This is a genomic window from Thalassobaculum salexigens DSM 19539 (assembly GCF_000423805.1).
Classification (GTDB): domain Bacteria; phylum Pseudomonadota; class Alphaproteobacteria; order Thalassobaculales; family Thalassobaculaceae; genus Thalassobaculum; species Thalassobaculum litoreum.
This window is the reverse complement of the sequence record NZ_KE384093.1, coordinates 1,698,711-1,716,083: the sequence shown is the minus strand read 5'-3', so window position 1 is coordinate 1,716,083 and position 17,373 is coordinate 1,698,711. Positions and strand designations below refer to the sequence as shown.

The 17,373-nt window shown below is 65.8% G+C and carries 18 protein-coding genes and 1 tRNA gene; 12 read left to right on the top strand and 7 right to left on the bottom strand.

The genetic code is table 11. From position 1 onward, the window contains the following. Entirely contained in the window at positions 1 to 1,065 is a 1,065-nt protein-coding gene (locus G578_RS0112405) for an ABC transporter ATP-binding protein (protein WP_028794510.1), read from the top strand. Between the two features lie 209 nt (positions 1,066 to 1,274). Here G578_RS0112405 and G578_RS0112400 read toward each other — a convergent pair whose 3' ends face one another. From G578_RS0112400 to G578_RS26080, 4 genes are all read right to left on the bottom strand, one after another. Next, positions 1,275 to 2,594 (bottom strand): RsmB/NOP family class I SAM-dependent RNA methyltransferase, encoded by a 1,320-nt coding sequence (locus G578_RS0112400; protein WP_028794509.1) that lies wholly within the window; start codon positions 2,592 to 2,594, stop codon positions 1,275 to 1,277. 18 nt (positions 2,595 to 2,612) lie between these two features. Continuing rightward, positions 2,613 to 4,073: an IMP dehydrogenase gene (gene guaB, locus G578_RS0112395; RefSeq protein ID WP_028794508.1), complete on the bottom strand. Its 1,461-nt coding sequence runs from the start codon at positions 4,071 to 4,073 to the stop codon at positions 2,613 to 2,615. A gap of 110 nt (positions 4,074 to 4,183) precedes the next feature. After that, positions 4,184 to 4,933 carry an RlmE family RNA methyltransferase gene (locus G578_RS26085; protein WP_051244702.1) on the bottom strand — a complete coding sequence of 250 codons (750 nt, stop codon included), beginning with the start codon at positions 4,931 to 4,933 and terminating at the stop codon, positions 4,184 to 4,186. Positions 4,934 to 4,966: 33 nt separating this feature from the next. Further along, positions 4,967 to 6,085, bottom strand: coding sequence for a Ppx/GppA phosphatase family protein (locus tag G578_RS26080; protein ID WP_084618850.1), 1,119 nt, complete (start codon positions 6,083 to 6,085; stop codon positions 4,967 to 4,969). Positions 6,086 to 6,426: 341 nt separating this feature from the next. On the opposite strand from G578_RS26080, the gene G578_RS0112380 reads away from it, so the two are divergent. The 11 genes from G578_RS0112380 (at position 6,427) to G578_RS0112335 (ending at position 15,451) form a co-directional block, all read left to right on the top strand. After that, positions 6,427 to 6,500: transfer RNA gene (locus G578_RS0112380), tRNA-Gln, on the top strand. A gap of 230 nt (positions 6,501 to 6,730) precedes the next feature. Then, entirely contained in the window at positions 6,731 to 7,948 is a 1,218-nt protein-coding gene (locus G578_RS0112375) for an AIPR family protein (protein WP_028794507.1), read from the top strand. A gap of 192 nt (positions 7,949 to 8,140) precedes the next feature. Continuing rightward, a complete protein-coding gene (locus tag G578_RS0112370; RefSeq protein WP_028794506.1) occupies positions 8,141 to 8,686 on the top strand; it encodes a YaeQ family protein in 546 nt (181 codons plus the stop codon). A gap of 282 nt (positions 8,687 to 8,968) precedes the next feature. Continuing rightward, positions 8,969 to 9,316 (top strand): hypothetical protein, encoded by a 348-nt coding sequence (locus tag G578_RS29530; protein ID WP_156907302.1) that lies wholly within the window; start codon positions 8,969 to 8,971, stop codon positions 9,314 to 9,316. Positions 9,317 to 10,190: 874 nt separating this feature from the next. After that, positions 10,191 to 10,802, top strand: a complete 612-nt coding sequence (locus G578_RS0112360) for a c-type cytochrome (RefSeq protein ID WP_028794504.1) — start codon at positions 10,191 to 10,193, stop codon at positions 10,800 to 10,802. Beyond that, the gene (locus G578_RS0112355) at positions 10,802 to 11,698 is read left to right on the top strand and encodes a cytochrome c (RefSeq protein WP_038014086.1); all 897 of its coding nucleotides are present in this window, start codon (positions 10,802 to 10,804) and stop codon (positions 11,696 to 11,698) included. The genes G578_RS0112360 and G578_RS0112355 overlap by 1 nt, the downstream gene beginning before the upstream one ends. After that, positions 11,695 to 11,913 (top strand): GDCCVxC domain-containing (seleno)protein, encoded by a 219-nt coding sequence (locus G578_RS30300; protein WP_084618849.1) that lies wholly within the window; start codon positions 11,695 to 11,697, stop codon positions 11,911 to 11,913. Before G578_RS0112355 ends, G578_RS30300 begins: the two co-directional genes overlap by 4 nt. Before the next feature lie 33 nt (positions 11,914 to 11,946). Then, positions 11,947 to 12,291: a hypothetical protein gene (locus G578_RS0112350; protein WP_028794502.1), complete on the top strand. Its 345-nt coding sequence runs from the start codon at positions 11,947 to 11,949 to the stop codon at positions 12,289 to 12,291. 84 nt (positions 12,292 to 12,375) lie between these two features. After that, positions 12,376 to 12,927 carry a cupredoxin domain-containing protein gene (locus G578_RS0112345; RefSeq protein ID WP_028794501.1) on the top strand — a complete coding sequence of 184 codons (552 nt, stop codon included), beginning with the start codon at positions 12,376 to 12,378 and terminating at the stop codon, positions 12,925 to 12,927. Positions 12,928 to 13,005: 78 nt separating this feature from the next. Next, a complete protein-coding gene (locus G578_RS0112340; RefSeq protein ID WP_245565599.1) occupies positions 13,006 to 14,745 on the top strand; it encodes a copper resistance system multicopper oxidase in 1,740 nt (579 codons plus the stop codon). Between the two features lie 4 nt (positions 14,746 to 14,749). Beyond that, entirely contained in the window at positions 14,750 to 15,451 is a 702-nt protein-coding gene (locus tag G578_RS0112335; RefSeq protein ID WP_028794499.1) for a copper resistance protein B, read from the top strand. Positions 15,452 to 15,511: 60 nt separating this feature from the next. On the opposite strand, the gene G578_RS0112330 is transcribed toward G578_RS0112335, so the two are convergent. The 3 genes from G578_RS0112330 to G578_RS0112320 all read right to left on the bottom strand — a co-directional run bounded on the left by G578_RS0112330 (position 15,512) and on the right by G578_RS0112320 (position 17,365). Next, positions 15,512 to 15,949 (bottom strand): YqaA family protein, encoded by a 438-nt coding sequence (locus G578_RS0112330; protein ID WP_028794498.1) that lies wholly within the window; start codon positions 15,947 to 15,949, stop codon positions 15,512 to 15,514. 67 nt (positions 15,950 to 16,016) lie between these two features. Beyond that, on the bottom strand, positions 16,017 to 16,679 hold the full coding sequence (locus G578_RS0112325) for a hypothetical protein (protein WP_028794497.1): 663 nt from the start codon (positions 16,677 to 16,679) through the stop codon (positions 16,017 to 16,019). Between the two features lie 68 nt (positions 16,680 to 16,747). Continuing rightward, complete coding sequence (locus G578_RS0112320; RefSeq protein ID WP_028794496.1) at positions 16,748 to 17,365, bottom strand: p24 family protein; 618 nt, start codon at positions 17,363 to 17,365, stop codon at positions 16,748 to 16,750. Positions 17,366 to 17,373 lie beyond the last annotated feature (8 nt).

Below are 17,373 nucleotides of genomic sequence, written 5' to 3'. Positions count from 1 at the left end.
ATGGCAACCGTCACCCTGCGCGGCCTGCGCAAGAGCTTCGGCGACACCGAGGTGATCAAGGGCATCGACCTGGAGATCGAGGACGGCAAGTTCTGCGTGCTGGTCGGCCCGTCCGGCTGCGGGAAGTCCACCCTGCTGCGGATGATCGCCGGGCTGGAGGATATCGACGGCGGCGCGCTGTCGATCGGCGGCGAGGTAATGAACGACATCGCCCCGGCCGAGCGCGGCGTGTCCATGGTGTTCCAGAGCTATGCGCTCTACCCGCATATGACGGTCTACCAGAACATGAGCTTCGGGCTGAAGCTGGCGAAGGAATCCGACGAGACCGTGGAGGAGCGCGTGCGCAACGCGGCGGAGATCCTGCAGATCACCGACCTGCTCGACCGCAAGCCGAAGGCACTGTCCGGCGGCCAGCGCCAGCGCGTCGCCATCGGCCGGGCCATCGTGCGCGATCCCAAGGTGTTCCTGTTCGACGAGCCGCTGTCCAATCTCGACGCCGCTCTGCGGGTGCAGATGCGCCTGGAGATCAGCCGCCTGCACCGGCGTCTCGGCACCACCATGATCCACGTGACCCACGACCAGGTCGAGGCAATGACGCTCGCCGACCAGATCGTGGTGCTGAACCAGGGGGTGGTCGCCCAGGCCGGCACCCCGCGCGATCTCTACGACCGGCCCGCCAACACCTTCGTCGCCGGCTTCATCGGTTCGCCGGCGATGAACCTGCTGGACGCCCGGGTCGAGGGCGGATCGGTGGTGCTGGAAGGGACGGACGCGCGGATCGACGACGTGGACGGGGCGGACCGGGCCGACGGGCCGGTGACGCTGGGCTTCCGGCCGGAACATGCCGAGCTGCGCGACGACGGCACCGGCCTGCCCTTCGAGGTCGAGGTCATGGAGGATCTCGGCGACACCTGCGTACTGCACGGGGTGCTGGCCGAGGGACCGCAGGCGACCCTGCGCATCCCGGCGGAAACCGCTCTGCCGTCGCGCGGCGACCGGCTGAACGTGATGCCGGGCGACGGCCGCTGCCACCTGTTCGACCGGGACAGCGGGCAGCGGATCTGAGCTCTCTCCCCCTGCGGCCTCCCCTACCGTCTCCCCGGTCTCGCGCCGGGGTCCAGAATGGAGTCGCTGCGGCGTTGGGCCCTTGCCTCGAGCGCTCCGGCACGCCGATGGCTGGGTCCCGGATCAAGTCCGGGAACACGAGAAATAGTTTCGGGAAGACAAGCAATAAGTCCGGGAAGACGAGAAATGGTGAAGAGTGCGTGCCGCCCTTACGGCTGTGCGGCACGCTCCAGGACCGCGACGAAGAACCCGTCGGTGCCCTCGCGATGGGGCGAGAGCGTGAGGTACGGCCCGGTCGCCGGACACCCCGTCTCACCGATACTCTGCGCCCACACCCCGGCCACCGGCAGCACCGAGAACCGGTCGCTGTCCGCCAGGAAGCCCTCCACCACGTCCTCGTTCTCGGCCCGCAGGACCGAGCAGGTCACGTAGATCACCCGGCCGCCAGGCTTCACCAGGCTCGCCGCCCGTTCCAGGATCGACCGCTGGGTCTTCGTCAGCTCCGCCAGGTCCTGCTCGCCGTAGCGCCACTTGGCGTCCGGATTGCGCCGCCAGGTGCCGGTGCCCGAACACGGCGCGTCGACCAGCACCCGGTCGGCCTTTCCGGCCATCCGCTTCACCGACTTGTCGCCCTCGGCCAGCACCTTGCGCTCGGCATTGTGGATGCCCGCCCGGCGCAGGCGTACCGCCGCCCGGTCGAGCCGGCCCTTGGAGACGTCGAACAGCACCAGCCGGCCCTTGTTCTCCATCCCGGCCGCCAGCGCCAGCGCCTTGCCCCCGGCCCCGGCGCAGTAATCGACCACCAGCATCCCCGGTCCGGCGCCGACCAGCAGGGCGGCGAGCTGGGAGCCCTCGTCCTGCACCTCGATCGCCCCGGACTTGAACGGCGCCATGGCATCCACCGGGCGCCGCCGGTCCAGCCGCAGTCCAAAGGGCGACAGCGCGGTCGGCACGGCCGGAACCTGCTCCGCGGCCAGCGCCGCGATCACCGCCTCGCGGCTCATCCCGGCCAGCGGGTTCACCCGCAGATCGAAGGGCGCTTCCTGCCCCAGGGCCGCCACCGCCGGACCGACCTCGGCGCCGAACCGCGCCTCCATATGCGGCCACAGCCAGGGCGGGCACTCGGCGCGCACCGCGTCGGGCATGTCCGGACTGTCGAACTCGCCGCCGACGATCCGGCGCAGGGCCTCGCTCTCCGACTTGGCCAGGATGGCGGGCGCGTGGCGCGAGCCGTCGAACATCTCGGCGATGCCGGCGACGTCCTGGCGGTCGTGCAGCACCAGATCGGCCAGCACCCGGCCGCGGGCGTCGCGGCCGATGCCCTTGCCCGCCTTCTTGATCCACCAGTCCAGCCGCGCGCGCCGGCGGAAGACGCCCCAGACCCGCCCCGCGATGGCCGAGCGGTCGCCGCCGCCGATATAGCGGCGGTCGCGCACGTAGCGGTCGAGCACACGGTCGGCCGGCCGATCGGTCGCGTCGATCGCCTCGAGAATCTCGATTGCCGCCGCCAGGCGGCCCGCGGGTTTCATGACGCTGCGCCTTCCGGCCTACATGCCCGGCCGGTAATTCGGCGCCTCGCGGGTGATCGTGACGTCGTGCACATGGCTCTCGCGCAGGCCGGCGTTGGAGATCCGCAGGAACTTCGCATTGGCCTGCATGTCCTTGATCGAGGCGCTGCCGGTATAGCCCATGGCCGCCCGCAGACCGCCGACGAGCTGGTGCACGACCGCACCGACCGGCCCCTTGTACGGCACCTGGCCCTCGATGCCTTCCGGCACCAGCTTCAGGGTGTCGCTGACCTCTTCCTGGAAGTACCGGTCGGCCGACCCACGGGCCATCGCGCCCATCGAGCCCATGCCGCGATACGCCTTATAGGAGCGGCCCTGGTACAGGTAGACCTCTCCCGGGCTCTCGTCCGTTCCGGCCAGAAGCGAGCCGATCATGGCGCAGTCCGCGCCGGCGGCGATCGCCTTGGCCAGGTCGCCGGAATACTTGATGCCGCCGTCGGCGATGCAGGGCACGCCCGCCTCGCGGCAGACCTTGGCGGCATCGACGATGGCGGTGAGCTGCGGCACGCCGACACCGGCCACCATGCGGGTGGTGCAGATCGAGCCGGGACCGATACCGACCTTCACCGCGTCCGCGCCGGCGTCGATCAGCGCCTTGGCACCCTCCGCGGTCGCCACGTTGCCGGCGATGATCTGGGTGTAGTTGGCCCGCTTGCGGATCTCCTCCACCGCGCCGATCACGCCCTCGCTATGGCCATGGGCGGTGTCGATGACGACGATGTCGACCTCGGCGTCGATCAGCGCCTCGGCCCGGGCGATACCCTCGTGGCCGACGCCGGTCGCCGCGGCGACGCGCAGCCGTCCCTTGTCGTCCTTGGCGGCGGTCGGGTGGTTCTGCGCCTTCTCCATGTCCTTGACGGTGATCAGGCCGACGCAGCGCTTGTCGCCGTCGACCACCAGCAGCTTCTCGATACGGTGCTTGTGCAGCAGGGCGCGCGCCTCGTCGGCCTTCACGTCGTCGCCGACGGTGATGACCCGCTTGGTCATCAGCTCCTTGATCGGCTGGCTCTCGTCGGTGGCGAAGCGCACATCGCGGTGGGTCAGGATGCCGACCAGCTTGCCGGTGCGGGTCTGCACCACCGGCACGCCGTTGATGCCGTGCCGCTTCATCAGGTCCAGCGCCTCGGCCAGGGTGGCCTCGGGGTGGATGGTCACGGGATTGATGACCATGCCGGCCTCGAACTTCTTCACCGCCCGGACCTCGTTGGCCTGGCTTTCGATGTCGAGGATCTTGTGGACGACACCGATGCCGCCGGCCTGGGCCATGGCGATGGCCAGCCTGTGCTCGGTCACGGTGTCCATCGCGCTGGAGAGCAGCGGGATGCCGAGTTCGATGGTGCGGGTGACCCGGGTTCGGGTGTCGACCTTTGCCGGCAGGACATTCGAGCGGGCGGGTTCGAGGAGAACGTCGTCGAAAGTCAGCGCGTCGCGGATGTCCATGGTGCCTCCGGTGGGTCGGTGGCGGCGCAATATACACTGCGGCAGTCACATGCCAAGCGGCATAATCCGGGCGGGCGAAATGGCCGCAGCCGCGCGCCGTCGGCCCGGCCTCAGCCCTCCTCCTCAGGCTCCGGATCGGCCTCTCCGGCGGTCTCCGGCCGGCCGCGGAAACCGGTGGCGATGACATAGGTTTCCGCCGACTCGGAGCGGCTCGCCGGCGGCTTGAAGTGGCGCACCTGCCGGAACGCCTGGCGCATCGGGTTCAGCAGGTCGCGCTCGCTGCCGCCCAGGAACACCTTGGCGACGAACACGCCGTTCGGGGCCAGAACCTCGAAGGCGAAGTCGAGCGCCAGCTCGGCCAGCATGACGATCCGGATGTGGTCGGTCTTGCGGTGGCCGGTCGAGGAGGCCGCCATGTCGGACAGCACCACGTCCACCGGCCCGCCCAGTTTCGCCTTCAGCAACTCCGGCGCTTCCGCCTCGGTGAAATCGGCCAGCAGCAGCTCCGCGCCGGAAATCGGATCGAGCGGCAGAATGTCGAGGCCGACCACCTGCCCCTTGTCCGGGGCGCCGACCCGCTGCACGGCGATCTGGGTCCAGCCGCCGGGCGCGCAGCCCAGATCCACCACCCGCTGACCCTTCTTCAGCAGCTTGAAGCGGTCGTCGATCTCGATCAGCTTGAAGGCGGCGCGCGAGCGGTAGCCCAGGCGCTTGGACTCGGCCACATAGGGGTCGTTGAGCTGGCGCTGCAGCCAGCGCTGGGACGAGGCCGTGCGCCCGCGGGCGGTGCGCAGCTTGACCGTCGTCTGCCGGCTGCCGGACCCCCGGCGGTCACCGCCTCCCGAACTCTTGTTCGCCATGCTCCGTCGCCGCTCCCTGCAAGCCTGCGGGGATCAGGACGTCCCCGCGATCAGTCCGAACAGGATGCCCTCGCGCACCCCCCGGTCGGCAACCCTCATCCGCATCACCGGCCATTGCCGGCAGATCGCCTCGAGGATGGCGCAGCCCGCCACCACCAGATCGGCGCGCTCGCGGCCGATGCAGGGATGGGCGGCCCGCCCCTCGAAGCTCTGGTCCGCCAGCCGCCGTCCGATGGCCAGGGTGTCTGCCACATCCAGGAACAGCCCGTCCACCCGGTCGCGCACGTAGCGCGGCAGGTTGAGGTGCACGCCGGCCAGGGTGGTGACCGTGCCGGAGGTGCCGACCACCTGCACCCGGCCGGCCCCGACCTCGGCGGCGATGGCGTGCTCGCGCTCGTAGGCGCGCAGCCAGACCGCCACGTCCTCGATCATGCGCTCGTAGACCCCGGGGCCGTAGCGGTCGCCGCCATAGGTCTCTGCCAGGGTGACCACCCCGATCGGAATGGACGTGACCGCCGCCTGCCCCTGCGCCAGGGTGCCGCGCGACCAGGCGAGTTCGGTGGAGCCGCCGCCGATGTCGAAGACCAGGGCGCCCGGCAGGTTGGGGTCGAGCAGCGGCGCGCAGCCGGCGAGCGCCAGTCCGGCCTCCTCGGACGACGAGATCACCTCCAGGGCGATGCCGGTCTCCTGTTCCACCCGGGCCAGGAACTCGGGGCCGTTGCGCGCCCGTCGGCAGGCCTCGGTGGCGACCGCCCGGAACCGGGTGACCCGGCGCCGGCGGATCTTCGAACCGCAGATCCGCAGGGCGTCCAGGGTCCGTTCGATGGCGGCGTCGGCGAGCGCGCCAGAGGCCCCCACCCCCTCCCCCAGGCGAACGATGCGCGAGAAGGCGTCGATGACCCTGAATCCGCCCTGCCCGGAAGGCCGGGCGACCAGCAGGCGGCAGTTGTTGGTGCCGAGGTCGAGCGCGGCGAGTATGTCGTTTCCCCTGGCCGCGCCGTCGCCGCGCGAGGCGTGCCGGCGCGTGGCCGGCCTGGTGGCGCCGTCGCCGATCCCGTCCCGAATTGCAGCCCCCTCCGCCCGGTCGTTGCCCGACCGTTGCGGCGAGTCCTGCGGGCGGGAACGGTCGGCACGTTGCGTACCGCTCTCCATTCCCCTGACGTCCTTCCCTGTCCTGTGCGCCGGTGTTGTGTGTCCCCGACGCTTTCTTCGCGATCAGTCTAGCCGCCTGGACACGGCGCCACCAGCGTTACGGCACCCGCTCCCCGGCGCCGACGGGCCCACCCCGCTCCGAAGGCCGGCGCCCGGGTCGCGGTTCGGCGACGGTTTGGGGCGGAAGGACGGGCGATGCGGACGGTCGCGGCGCCGCGGAAACACGGGGTGCGAGACGGAGTGCTTCAAGGGTTTGCATCCTGGCCCCGGGCTGTGCTAGAAGCCCGGCTCACCGCGAGGGAGCGCCCAAGTCCACGGACACCGGGCCCTCCCGGTCCTGCTGGGGGATCGTCTAGCGGTAGGACTACGGACTCTGACTCCGTCAACCCTGGTTCGAATCCAGGTCCCCCAGCCACTTCTTCATTTCTTTTCAAAATCATACAGTTACGGATACCGATGGTGCAGCCGATCGGTACACGAGACCGGTGCACGTGATAATTATCCACACCCACAGCGCATAAAGGTTGCTGATTTTAGGAAGCGACCTTAAATTATGTCCTCCTGCCATCGTGCAGAGCTGTTGCGGCCAGCGTGCGGACAGCAATCAGGAGCCCCACCGTGGGCATCAAATTAAGGAGAAGTACCGTGGCTAAGATCACCACGCACACCTTTCGCGTTGCCGAAGCGCGGCGCATGCAGCACCCGACTTTCCCGACAATCCAAAAACACGTTCTTTTGGTTCGAGCTGACCAACTGCCAAGCGGTATCAGCTGGAAAGCGAACGCTCGCGAACCGGTTGGGCTTAACCGAAAGGTCTACAAGGAAGTCCGTTCAAGCCTTCAGGGCGAAGAATTCACGCCTGGTGCTTTCGACTTGCTGAACAAGGGCATCACTATCCTTGCAGAAGATGTCCGCCTGATCGACAAGGCAAAAGGCGTGTATGAAGTCGATATCGACAATGATCGAGGCATCGTCGATGGGGCACACACCTACCAACTGATCCTCCAAGAGCAAGACGAGGGCAGCATCCCGCCCGAGCAGCATGTTGAGGTCTACATCCGGACGGGCATTGAGCCGTTCATGGTGTCCGAAATCGCACAGGGCCTTAACACGGGCATGCAGGTGAAACCCAAGTCGATCTACGACATCAGTGGGGTTTTCGACTGGATTAAGTCTGAGATCGAGCGGTCGCCTTATGCCGATATCATCGGCTTCAAAGAGAGCGACAACAAAGAGTTCGGAGTCGAGGACATCATCGCTGTCCTCGAAGCCCTGAACGTGTTGGACTTCCCGAACGACCAGCCAATCCATCCGACATCGTCGTACGAGAAGGTAAGCGCCCCGCTTCAAAAATTCGGGAACGACTACCAGGAGCATCAGCCCAACTGGCACAAGTCTAAGTACTACAAACTGCGCCCGATTCTTCGGGACGCCTTGGTCCTTTTCGATAAGATCCGGCGAGACTTTCCCGACGAATGGAACCGCCAGGGCGGCTCTGCCGGTAAGCTGAAAATTGTCGAACGGGCAAAGAACCGAAAAAGCTGGTTTAAGTACCCGTTCTCTGGCGATAGCCCTACTGAACAGCGGCTGTCCCGCCCGGCACTGATGCCTATCCTGGCAGCTTTCCGCGCCTGCGTAGATATCGATCCCTCGACCGGCCAAGCGCGGTGGGCCGGAGGTTTTCCCTCGGTGCTTCAGCTGTGGGAGGATGCAAAAGCCGAACTCGTTGCAGAGACGAGGGCCACAATTAAAGAACACGGCAACGCCCCGAACATAGTCGGCAAGACCCGAAGCCACTGGGCCGGTTTGCACAAGACGCTTAGGCTCCGTATGGCTTTGATGCACATGAAGCCCACCAGCTAGCAGACCAAGAGAGACTTCGAACAAACACCTTCAACGGGCGGCACACTATGCCGCCCGTTCTTTTGTTAAAAGCGGTTGTTAAGAGCTCATTATGCTTCTTATAGCTTAATCAAGCCGCCAAACTGTCCGAACAAAGGGGACCACCTCACAGACCCTGTAAGCATCGCAATCTTCGCAGTTTTGGGACAAGTCATGGCGCAAAATGCCACCATCTACAAAGTTGAGCTTTCGGTCTCGGACATGGATCGTCACTATTACGAGACCCATAAATTGACCGTGGCAAAACATCCATCTGAGACGGATGAACGGATGATGGTGCGCATTGTCGCCTTTGCACTAAATGCCCATGAAAATCTGGAAATGACAAAGGGGCTGTCAACGGATGACGAGCCCGACATTTGGCAGAAAAGCTTGAACGGCGCGCTTGATGTGTGGGTGGCCCTTGGGCTTCCGAGCGAGAAGGTGATGCGTCAATCCTGTGGCAAGGCCGGCAAGGTGATTGTCTATCCTTATGGCGGCAGGACAGCCGAGATCTGGTGGGACAAGATTAAAAAAAGCACCAACCGTTTTGACAACCTTCAAGTGGTAAATTTTTCCGAGAAAGACACAGGCGAACTGGCAAAACTGGCAAGCCGCACGATGAGGCTCCAGATCAATATTCAGGATGGCGATGTAATGGTTAGTTTAGGTGATCGCATCGTCTACCTGACCCCGCTCAAATGGAAGAGTGCTGCATAATTCACCCGGGCTCGCCACAAAGCCGGACTTGAGCTGGTCAGAGAACCCCATCTCAGTCTCAATGTGCGAACCGAGAAAACTGCGCCGTAGCGCAGATTGGCATGCTCTCGGGCAGTCAGACGACAATCGGGATTGAAAAGACTGTGCGATGAGGGCCTTGCCCCCGGTGATGAGGGCCTCGCCCTTAGTAACGAGCTTGGGCAATGCCTGGACCAAAGATGAGGTCAGCACCAATCGCCTATGCACTAATATGCAAATCGGACCAATCGACAGGGGTAGGGCATGATCGTGGCGCGCTTGAAGCCAAATGAACTTCGGGAATTTTTGTTCGGGAAAACCCTAAATTGTTACGATCCAGAAAGCCGCGTCCATATTGCGACCGCGCATTATGGGCAAGACGGCGTTTGTCGGATGACGTTTTCGGACGGAACTGAGGACACGGGGGTGTTTGGTCTCACCGACGACATCTACTGGACGCAGTACAAGCGGTTCCGGTCGGGAACGATAAACAAGTTCTATCTTGAGAGCGTTGCGCCGCAGATAGCACAAGCGTTCCACTCCGACGGGCGCCGTGCCTTCCTGCAAACTCCTTTGCCGACGCTCGAAAATGAAACGCTTGAAAGCCGGTGAAGGCCTCGTTCCCTTTATAAGGGGCTCGGATTTCATAACGATAAATTGAAACAGAGGCACGACCAGACGGCATGCTGGATAACCGTCGGCGGGAACCGGCATCGCGGGTCCGAACTCGGTTTCAACGAAGGATCATACCGTCTGGATTGCCGATCTTCCCCCACTGAATTGGCCCACCGCCATATTTGTGAAAACGGAGGACCGGGGAGGGCCAGGGCTATAGCGGAGATCCACCCCAGACTTCCATCAAGTGGGATTATTGTTCTAGACGATCACGGCTGGTGACTTCACTCAGACCAGAAAATCACTGTTGATGGAGCGCTGATGGACTCAGGAGACCGGGCGGTTGAACTGCCTACAGGCCGAGGGCTCCCAATAAAGCGCCAACCGCGATATGGTCTCCCCCGCACCAAGCCATTGAGGTTGGACCCATGCGAGCGCCGAGGAACTTCACCCCGACAGGTCCACGCCCCGTGAGAACCGCCGGTCTGCTGGTGTCCCTCTTGATCGGCCTGGCCACGCTCCTGCTTGCTCCATCCGCCGCCGAAGCACATCCGCTGCATTCGAGCGCGCCTGCAAAACAGGCCTTGGCGGCCGGCGCCGCGGTGGCGGCAGACACCGGCACGGACGGGCCGGGCCTGGCAAACCGGACGTCGCTGGCCGGGCTGGGCGGCGGATGCTCGCACGCGGGTCTCGAAGTGCCCAGACAGACCACGCCTCTGCACCTCCGGAAGGCGGGTCGGCCGTTGCTCCCCATGGGGGTGAAGCCTGCGCGGGACATCGCGCGTACCCCTCCCTGCCCTCCTCCAACCGGCACACTCCGCGTCACCCTCGACTGATCCTGTAACGATCCGACGACGAACGGAGTTTGACGATGAAACGTAAGATGATTGTCGCGGTCGCGATGGCGGCTGCGATCGGAGCCGGTGCAACCACCGCGATCGCCCATGGCGGCGCCTCGGGCGTGGTGAAGGAGCGCATGGACTCCATGGAAGCGCTCGGCGACGCCATGAAGGAACTGACCGCGATGATGCGGGGTCAGCAGGATTACGGTGCCGAACGGGTCCGGTCGCTGGCCGCCACCATCGAAAGCCATGGCGGCGAGGCGCTGACCAGGCTCTTTCCCAAGGACAGCCTCGACCACCCGTCGGAGGCGCTGCCGGCGATCTGGAGCGATTGGGACCGGTTCAGTGCCCTGTCGGATCAGCTCTCCGCCTATGCCCGCGCCCTTGCGGCTGCGGCCGATAACCCGCGACCGTCGGGCGGCGCCCAGGGCGGCATGATGGGCCGGGGACAGGGCCAGGGACAGGGCATGATGCAGGGCCAGGGAGTGATGGGCGGCGGCATGATGGGCGGCGGCATGATGGGCGGGGGACAGGGTCCGACCGCCGAGATGCTGGCGCAGATGCCGCCTGACGGGGTTTTCTTCCATCTGGCCGACACCTGCTCCGCCTGTCACCAGAGCTTCCGCAAGAAGCAGAACTGATGGCCCGGACCTTCTGGCTGATTGTCGGCGCCGCCGCCCTTCTGGGCGGCGGTGCCTTCGTCTGGCTCACTGCCGGTCCAAGCGTGCCCGAGCGCAACCTGGTGGGCCTCTCCGGCGACGTGAACCGCGGCGCCTATGTGGCGCGCCTGTCGGGCTGCATCGCCTGCCACACCGACCCGACGAGCGACGGTGCCGTGCTGGCCGGTGGCGCCGGGATCGACACCGAATTCGGCGCCTTCTTCGCCCCGAACATCACCCCCCATCCCGAGGACGGGATCGGGGCGTGGACGCTGGCGGATTTCTCCCGGTCGCTGACGGCCGGAGAAGCACCGGACGGCAGCCACCTCTTTCCGGTCTTTCCTTACAGCTTTTACACACGGCTGACCGATCAGGACGTGGTCGACCTCTGGGCCGCCGTCCGGTCGGTTCCGGCGGTGGCCGGCGGGCCGCCGGAACACCGGCTGCGCGTCCCGTTCAGCTGGGCTCGCGGTGTTGGGCTCTGGAAGCGGCTGTATTTCGAGTCCGGGCCGCTGGCACCGGCGGAGGACCGAAACGAATCCTGGATCCGCGGGCGCTATCTGGCGGAGGCCGCCGCCCATTGTGGTGCCTGCCATACGCCCCGGACCCTGCTCGGCGGCCCCGATCCGGACCGCAAGTTCGAGGGCGGCACCGGTCCCGGGAGCGAGAAAATCCCGGCGATCACGCCCGAGGCCCTGGCGCGGGCGGGATGGACGTCAGACGATCTGCGCTATGCCTTGCGGTCGGGACTGACGCCCACGGGCGACAGCCTCGGCGGGTCGATGGCCGAGGTGATCCGGGACGGCACACGCTACTGGAGCGATGCGGACATCGCGGCCCTGGTGGAGTACCTGATGGACCCGGAGCGTCCGGAATGAGACGCCAGCCCGAGCCGACCGACCGGTCGACCGTCACTTGCCCGCGCTGCGGTCATCGCGAGGAGGAGCGGATGCCGACCGACGCTTGCCAGTGGTTCTACGACTGCAAGGGTTGCGGCGCCGTTCTGAAGCCCAAGCCGGGAGACTGCTGCGTGTTCTGCTCCTACGGCACGGTCCCGTGTCCCCCTGTGCAGGCGGGCGCAGACTGTTCTTGACCTTCCGGTTGCTGGAGGCCCTATTCGACCGTCATGAAGCGCTTCATCGCCATCGCCGCCATGCTCCTGATCGCCCTCTCCACGGGGGCGATGGGGATGGCGGATCCGCATCGAGGCGGGAGCGGCGACATGCCGGTGTCGCAGGCGGCCGAGGCGCCGATGCCCGGGCATACGGACGGTCACGGGGAGCACAAGACCGACCGTGCCGGCTATCATGCCGCCTGCGCGATCGCCGGCCACAGCTGCGCCGGCTATGTCACGCCGGATATGGCGGCCGTCGCCGGTCTGCCCTACACCCGGCACGACTGGTCGGCGCCGTCCGACCGGCTGGCCGCCGGCCTGAATGCGGAAGCGACCACACCGCCGCCTCGCGCCTGATCGACTGACCGTCCACGCCGATGCCCTCCGGCTCGGCGGCTGCAACGCCTTTCGATCATTTGCTTTCTTGCGAGGATACCTCCAATGAACCACCGCCTGTATGCGCGTGCCGTTGCGGCTGCGCTTGCGCTTTCCCTGTCCGTTGCCGGCATCGCGTCGGCCCAGATGTCGCACGGAGGGGGCCATGGCGCCGCCATGTCCATCGGCCAGCCGGGCGACGCCTCGGCGGTCGGTCGGACCGTCGAGATCACCATGCACGACAACTACTACGATCCGGAAACCCTCTCCGTCTCCGAGGGCGAGACCGTCCGGTTCCTGGTGAAGAACGCCGGCGCCATCGTGCACGAGTTCAACATCGCCACCGCCGAGATGCATAAGGCCCACGAAGCCGAGATGCAGATGCTGGTCGATCACGGCGTGCTCATGCCCGACCGGATCGACCGGGCGGCGGCCGAGAAGATGAAGACCTCCATGGGCCACGGGATGCACGCCGCCGGCAACAGCCTGCTGCTGGAGCCCGGCCAGTCGGGCGAGCTGATCTGGCGCTTCGCGGATGCCAAGGACCTGGAGTTCGCCTGCAACGTCCCGGGCCACTACCAGGCCGGGATGATGGGCGACTTCCGGAAGGCCAACTGACCGTCACCGTGTAAGGAGCCGGGCCGCCCTGCGCGCGGCCCGGTGCTCCGACCCATCCCCCAGATCAGGAGACGCGTCGTGACAGCGACATCGTTTGCCCGGGCCTGCGCGCTCGCAGCGGCATTCACCGTATCAAGCGTGACCGCCGCCAGCGCCGGCGACTACAGCATCACCGTCGACCGGGTCGCCCTGGAGACCGGCGACTTCGCCAAGACCGCCATCGGCTACAACGGATCGTCCACGCCGACGGTCCTTCGGTTCAAGGAGGGCGAGGAGGTCACGATAGCCGTGACCAACAACCTCGCCGAGGACACCTCGATCCACTGGCACGGGCTGATCCTGCCCTACCGGCAGGACGGCGTGCCCGGGATCTCCTTCGACGGGATCAAGGCCGGCGAGACCTTCACCTACCGTTTCCCCATCGTGCAGAGCGGCACCTACTGGTTCCACAGCCATACCGGCTTCCAGGAACCCGACGGCGCCTATGGAGCGATCGTCATCGAGCCGCAGGGACGCGAGCCGTTCCGCTTCGACCGCGACTATGTCGTCCAGCTCACCGACGCCCATCCGCATTCCGGCGAGCGGATCATGCGGAACCTCAAGCTGATGCCCGACTACTACAACCGGCAGCAGCGCACCCTGCTTGACTTCCTGGACGACAGCCGGGACCGGGGGCTGGCCTCCGCCCTCGACGACCGCAGCGCCTGGGGCGAGATGCGCATGATGCCGACGGATGTGGAGGACCTGCAGGGCTTCACGCCGCTGATCAACGGCATGGGCCCATCGCAGAACTGGACCGGTCTGTTCGAGCCAGGCGAGCGGATCCGGCTGCGCTTCATCAATTCCTCGGCGATGACCTATTTCGACATCCGCATTCCCGGGCTGCAGATGACCGTGGTGCAGGCCGACGGCAACAACGTGCAGCCGGTGACCGTCGACGAACTGCGGATCGCCGTGGCCGAGACCTATGACGTGATCGTGCGACCGACCGAGGACCGGGCCTATACGGTCTTCGCGGAATCCATGGGCCGCACGGCTTTCGCGCGGGGCACCCTGGCGCCCCGGTCGGGGATGGAGGCGGAGGTGCCGGACCTGCGCGAACCGCCGCTTCTGACCATGGCGGATATGGGCATGGCCCATGGCGAGCACGGGTCCATGGATCACGGATCGTCCAACTCCCAGGCACCGCAGCCGACGCATACCATGGCGGACGGGACGGTGATGCAGGGGATGAACCACGGCACCATGGACCATGGCGCCATGGGGCACGGCGCCATGCCGATGGCCGCGGCGGATCCGTTCTACGCCCCCGGCAGCGGTCTCACACCGCAGGCGGCCGACGGCGGCAAGTTCCTGTCCTATGCCGACCTGAAGGCGCAGAAGCCGCTCTACGAGCACCGCGATGCGACCCGGGAGATCGAGCTGCGCCTGACCGGCAACATGGAGCGCTACATCTGGTCGATCAACGACGTGAAGTATTCGGACGCCGAGCCGATCCGGCTGCGATACGGCGAGCGGGTCCGGTTCAAGTTCGTCAACGAGACGATGATGACCCATCCGATGCACCTGCACGGCATGTGGTCGATCCTCGATGTCGGTCAGGGCAAGTGGAACCCGGTCAAGCATGTGGTCAGCGTGGCCCCGGGCACGACGCTGTACATGGAAACCGAGGTCGATGCGCCCGGCGAATGGGCCTTCCACTGCCACCTGTCCTATCACATGGACAGCGGCATGTTCCGCAAGGTGATCGTCGAAGGCGGACCGGCCGGTAAGAGCGCCGATCTCCCTGCCGTCCCGCAGCAGACCACCGGAGGCTGAGATCATGCGCAGACACGTTCTTGCGACCGCAGGCCTGATCCCGACGCTGTTCTGGACGGCCCCGGCACCGGCCGAGCCGCTGATCTACGGCCTGCAGGTGGAACAGGCCGAACGCCGGTTCGACGACGGATCGGACCTCTATGCCTGGGACTTCGACGCTCTGGTCGGGACGGACGAACTCAAACTCGTCTGGCGCAGCGAGGCGGAATATCTGACGGAGGGCAGCCGCTTCGAGAAGCTGGAGAACCAGCTCCGACTGCAGACGCCGATCTCGACCTTCTTCGACGCGGTCGTCGGGGTTCGGCTGGACACGCCGCGCGGCGAGGACCGCGCCTACGGGGTGATCGGGGTGAAGGGTCTGGCCCCGCAATGGTTCGAGCTCGACGCCGATCTCTATGTCGGCGAGACCTCGTTCGTGCGGATCGAGGCAGAGTATGAGGGCCTGATCACCAACCGGATCACCCTCACGCCGAGCCTGGAGCTGGACACGCCGCTGGGCGACGACGCTGACCTCGGGGTCGGGGCCTTCGCGCCCATACTCGAGGTCGGCGCCCGGCTCAGCTACGACCTGCTCGACCGGGCGGTCGCGCCCTATATCGGCGTGCATTACGAGCGCCGGTTCGGGGAGACGGCCGACCTTGCGCGGGCAGAAGGCGAGCAGCGGGACAATCTGTTCTTCGTCGTCGGCACGAAGATGCTGTTCTGACCGAGGCGAAGCAAATCGATCGCGCAGGCAGAAGTCTTGCCTGCGCGATCCCTCAAGACATCAGATGAAATTGCTGGTGACCGCGACGACCGTCACGTAGCGGACCGTCTTGGCGACCGCGACCAGCAGGACGAAGGTCAATAGCGGCTCGCGCAGGATACCGGCGGCGAGTGTGAGAGGGTCGCCGATAAACGGCGCCCAACTCATCAGCAGGCTCCACCGGCCATACCGTCGGTACCAGCCCGTCGCGCGGTCAAGCTGCGCCGCCGACGCGGGAAACCACTTCCGATCGCGGAACTGCTCTATCCCCCGGCCGAGCCCCCAGTTGGCGACAGCCCCCAGCGTATTGCCGACGCTCGCCACGGCGACCAGGAGGGCAACGGAATACGCCTCGGTCAGCAGCAGGGCGGCAAGTCCGATCTCCGATTGCGCCGGCAGGATCGTGGCGGCCAGGAAGGATACCGCAAACAGGCCCCAATAAGCGGCGAGTTCTTGCATGGTCTGATCCTCAGCCGCACCGCCCCGCGGCACACAGGCCGCAGGGCGGACGGTCGGCGGGACGAGGTCAGTCGAAGCGTTTCACGTCGCTGAACTCACCTTTCACGATCAGAGTGATGGTGACTGCCTGAGAGTCTCGGTTCCGCCAGAACCAGCCGTGATTGCCGGCGAACGCGGCGATGAACTGGCCGTCCTGAGCTTCGACGCCCCGTCCCTTCTCGTAGCTGATCGTCTGTCCGCCGCCGTCGCCATGCAGGTCGAAATTGACCTTTCCACCTTCGGCGAACCAGGTGAAGTCCGCGACCGCTCCCTTCTCCATCACCAGCTTGATTTCGACCCCCTGACCCGGTTCGAGCTTTACGACGACGTGCTCCTGAACCGCGGTTCCCGGCCCGTGGCCGCCGGAACCATGAGCATGGGCCGTGGAGATGAACAGGCTCGGCAACCGGTCGAACCAGCTCGAACTCTTGTCGTCCGTGATTGCCGGGGACTGATTCTGCAACTCCCGCCGACGGTCCTCTTCGGCTTCCTCGTGGAGCTGCGTCTTGATCTCGCCCATCTCCGTCAGTCCGATCACTCGGCCGATACGGGTGGGATCGATGCCGTATTCTGCCGGCATGACGACGGTGACCAGGATCACGACGATTGCGACGGCCGCAATGATCGTCGAGCGAACGAGCTGAGCCGAACTTGGCAGATCTTCGGGTTTGGGTTTGTTGGCGTTGTACATATCTGAGTTCCTTTCGGGCCTAAGCCCTTCCGTCAGGCGAGGCCGCCGTTGCCGGCGGGCTGGTTCCATCACTGCGACCGCTTGAACGCGCCGTATTCGCCGCGAACCTTGAGCATCACCGTGACGTCGGAGCTGTCGCGATTGCGCCAGAACCAGCCGTGCTCGCCATCGAACGTGGCGGTGAAACTCCCCTTGCCCGAGGTTTGACCCCGTCCCTTCTCGTAGGTCACGGACTCTCCCCCGCCATGGCCATGGAGGTCGAAGTTCATCCGGCCTCCCTCGGCGGCCCACTCGTATTCAACGGTTTCACCCTTCTTCATCACCATCTTCGTCTCGATCGGCTCGCCCGATCCGAGCGTAAAGGTGGCTTCGTCCCGCCACGCCTCTTGGGCATGAGCGGTCGAGACGAACAGGCCGAGGATCCCGTCCAGCGCGCCGGGCCGATTGCCCGTTTTCTGCGGCATCCCGCGGTCCTGCGTCGCTTCCGCGGCGACTTGCTGCTTGGTCTCGCCTACCTCGGCCAATCCAAGCATGCGTCCCACCCCCGTCGGGTCGATGGCATACTCGGACGGCAGGATCACGGTGACGAGGATCGCAATCGCTGCGGCCAGAGCGATAAGGGTGGAGCGCAGAAGCTGCGCCGAGCTGGGAAGCTCGTCGGTCGTCGGCTCTTGAGTGTTGTTCATGTCTGTCT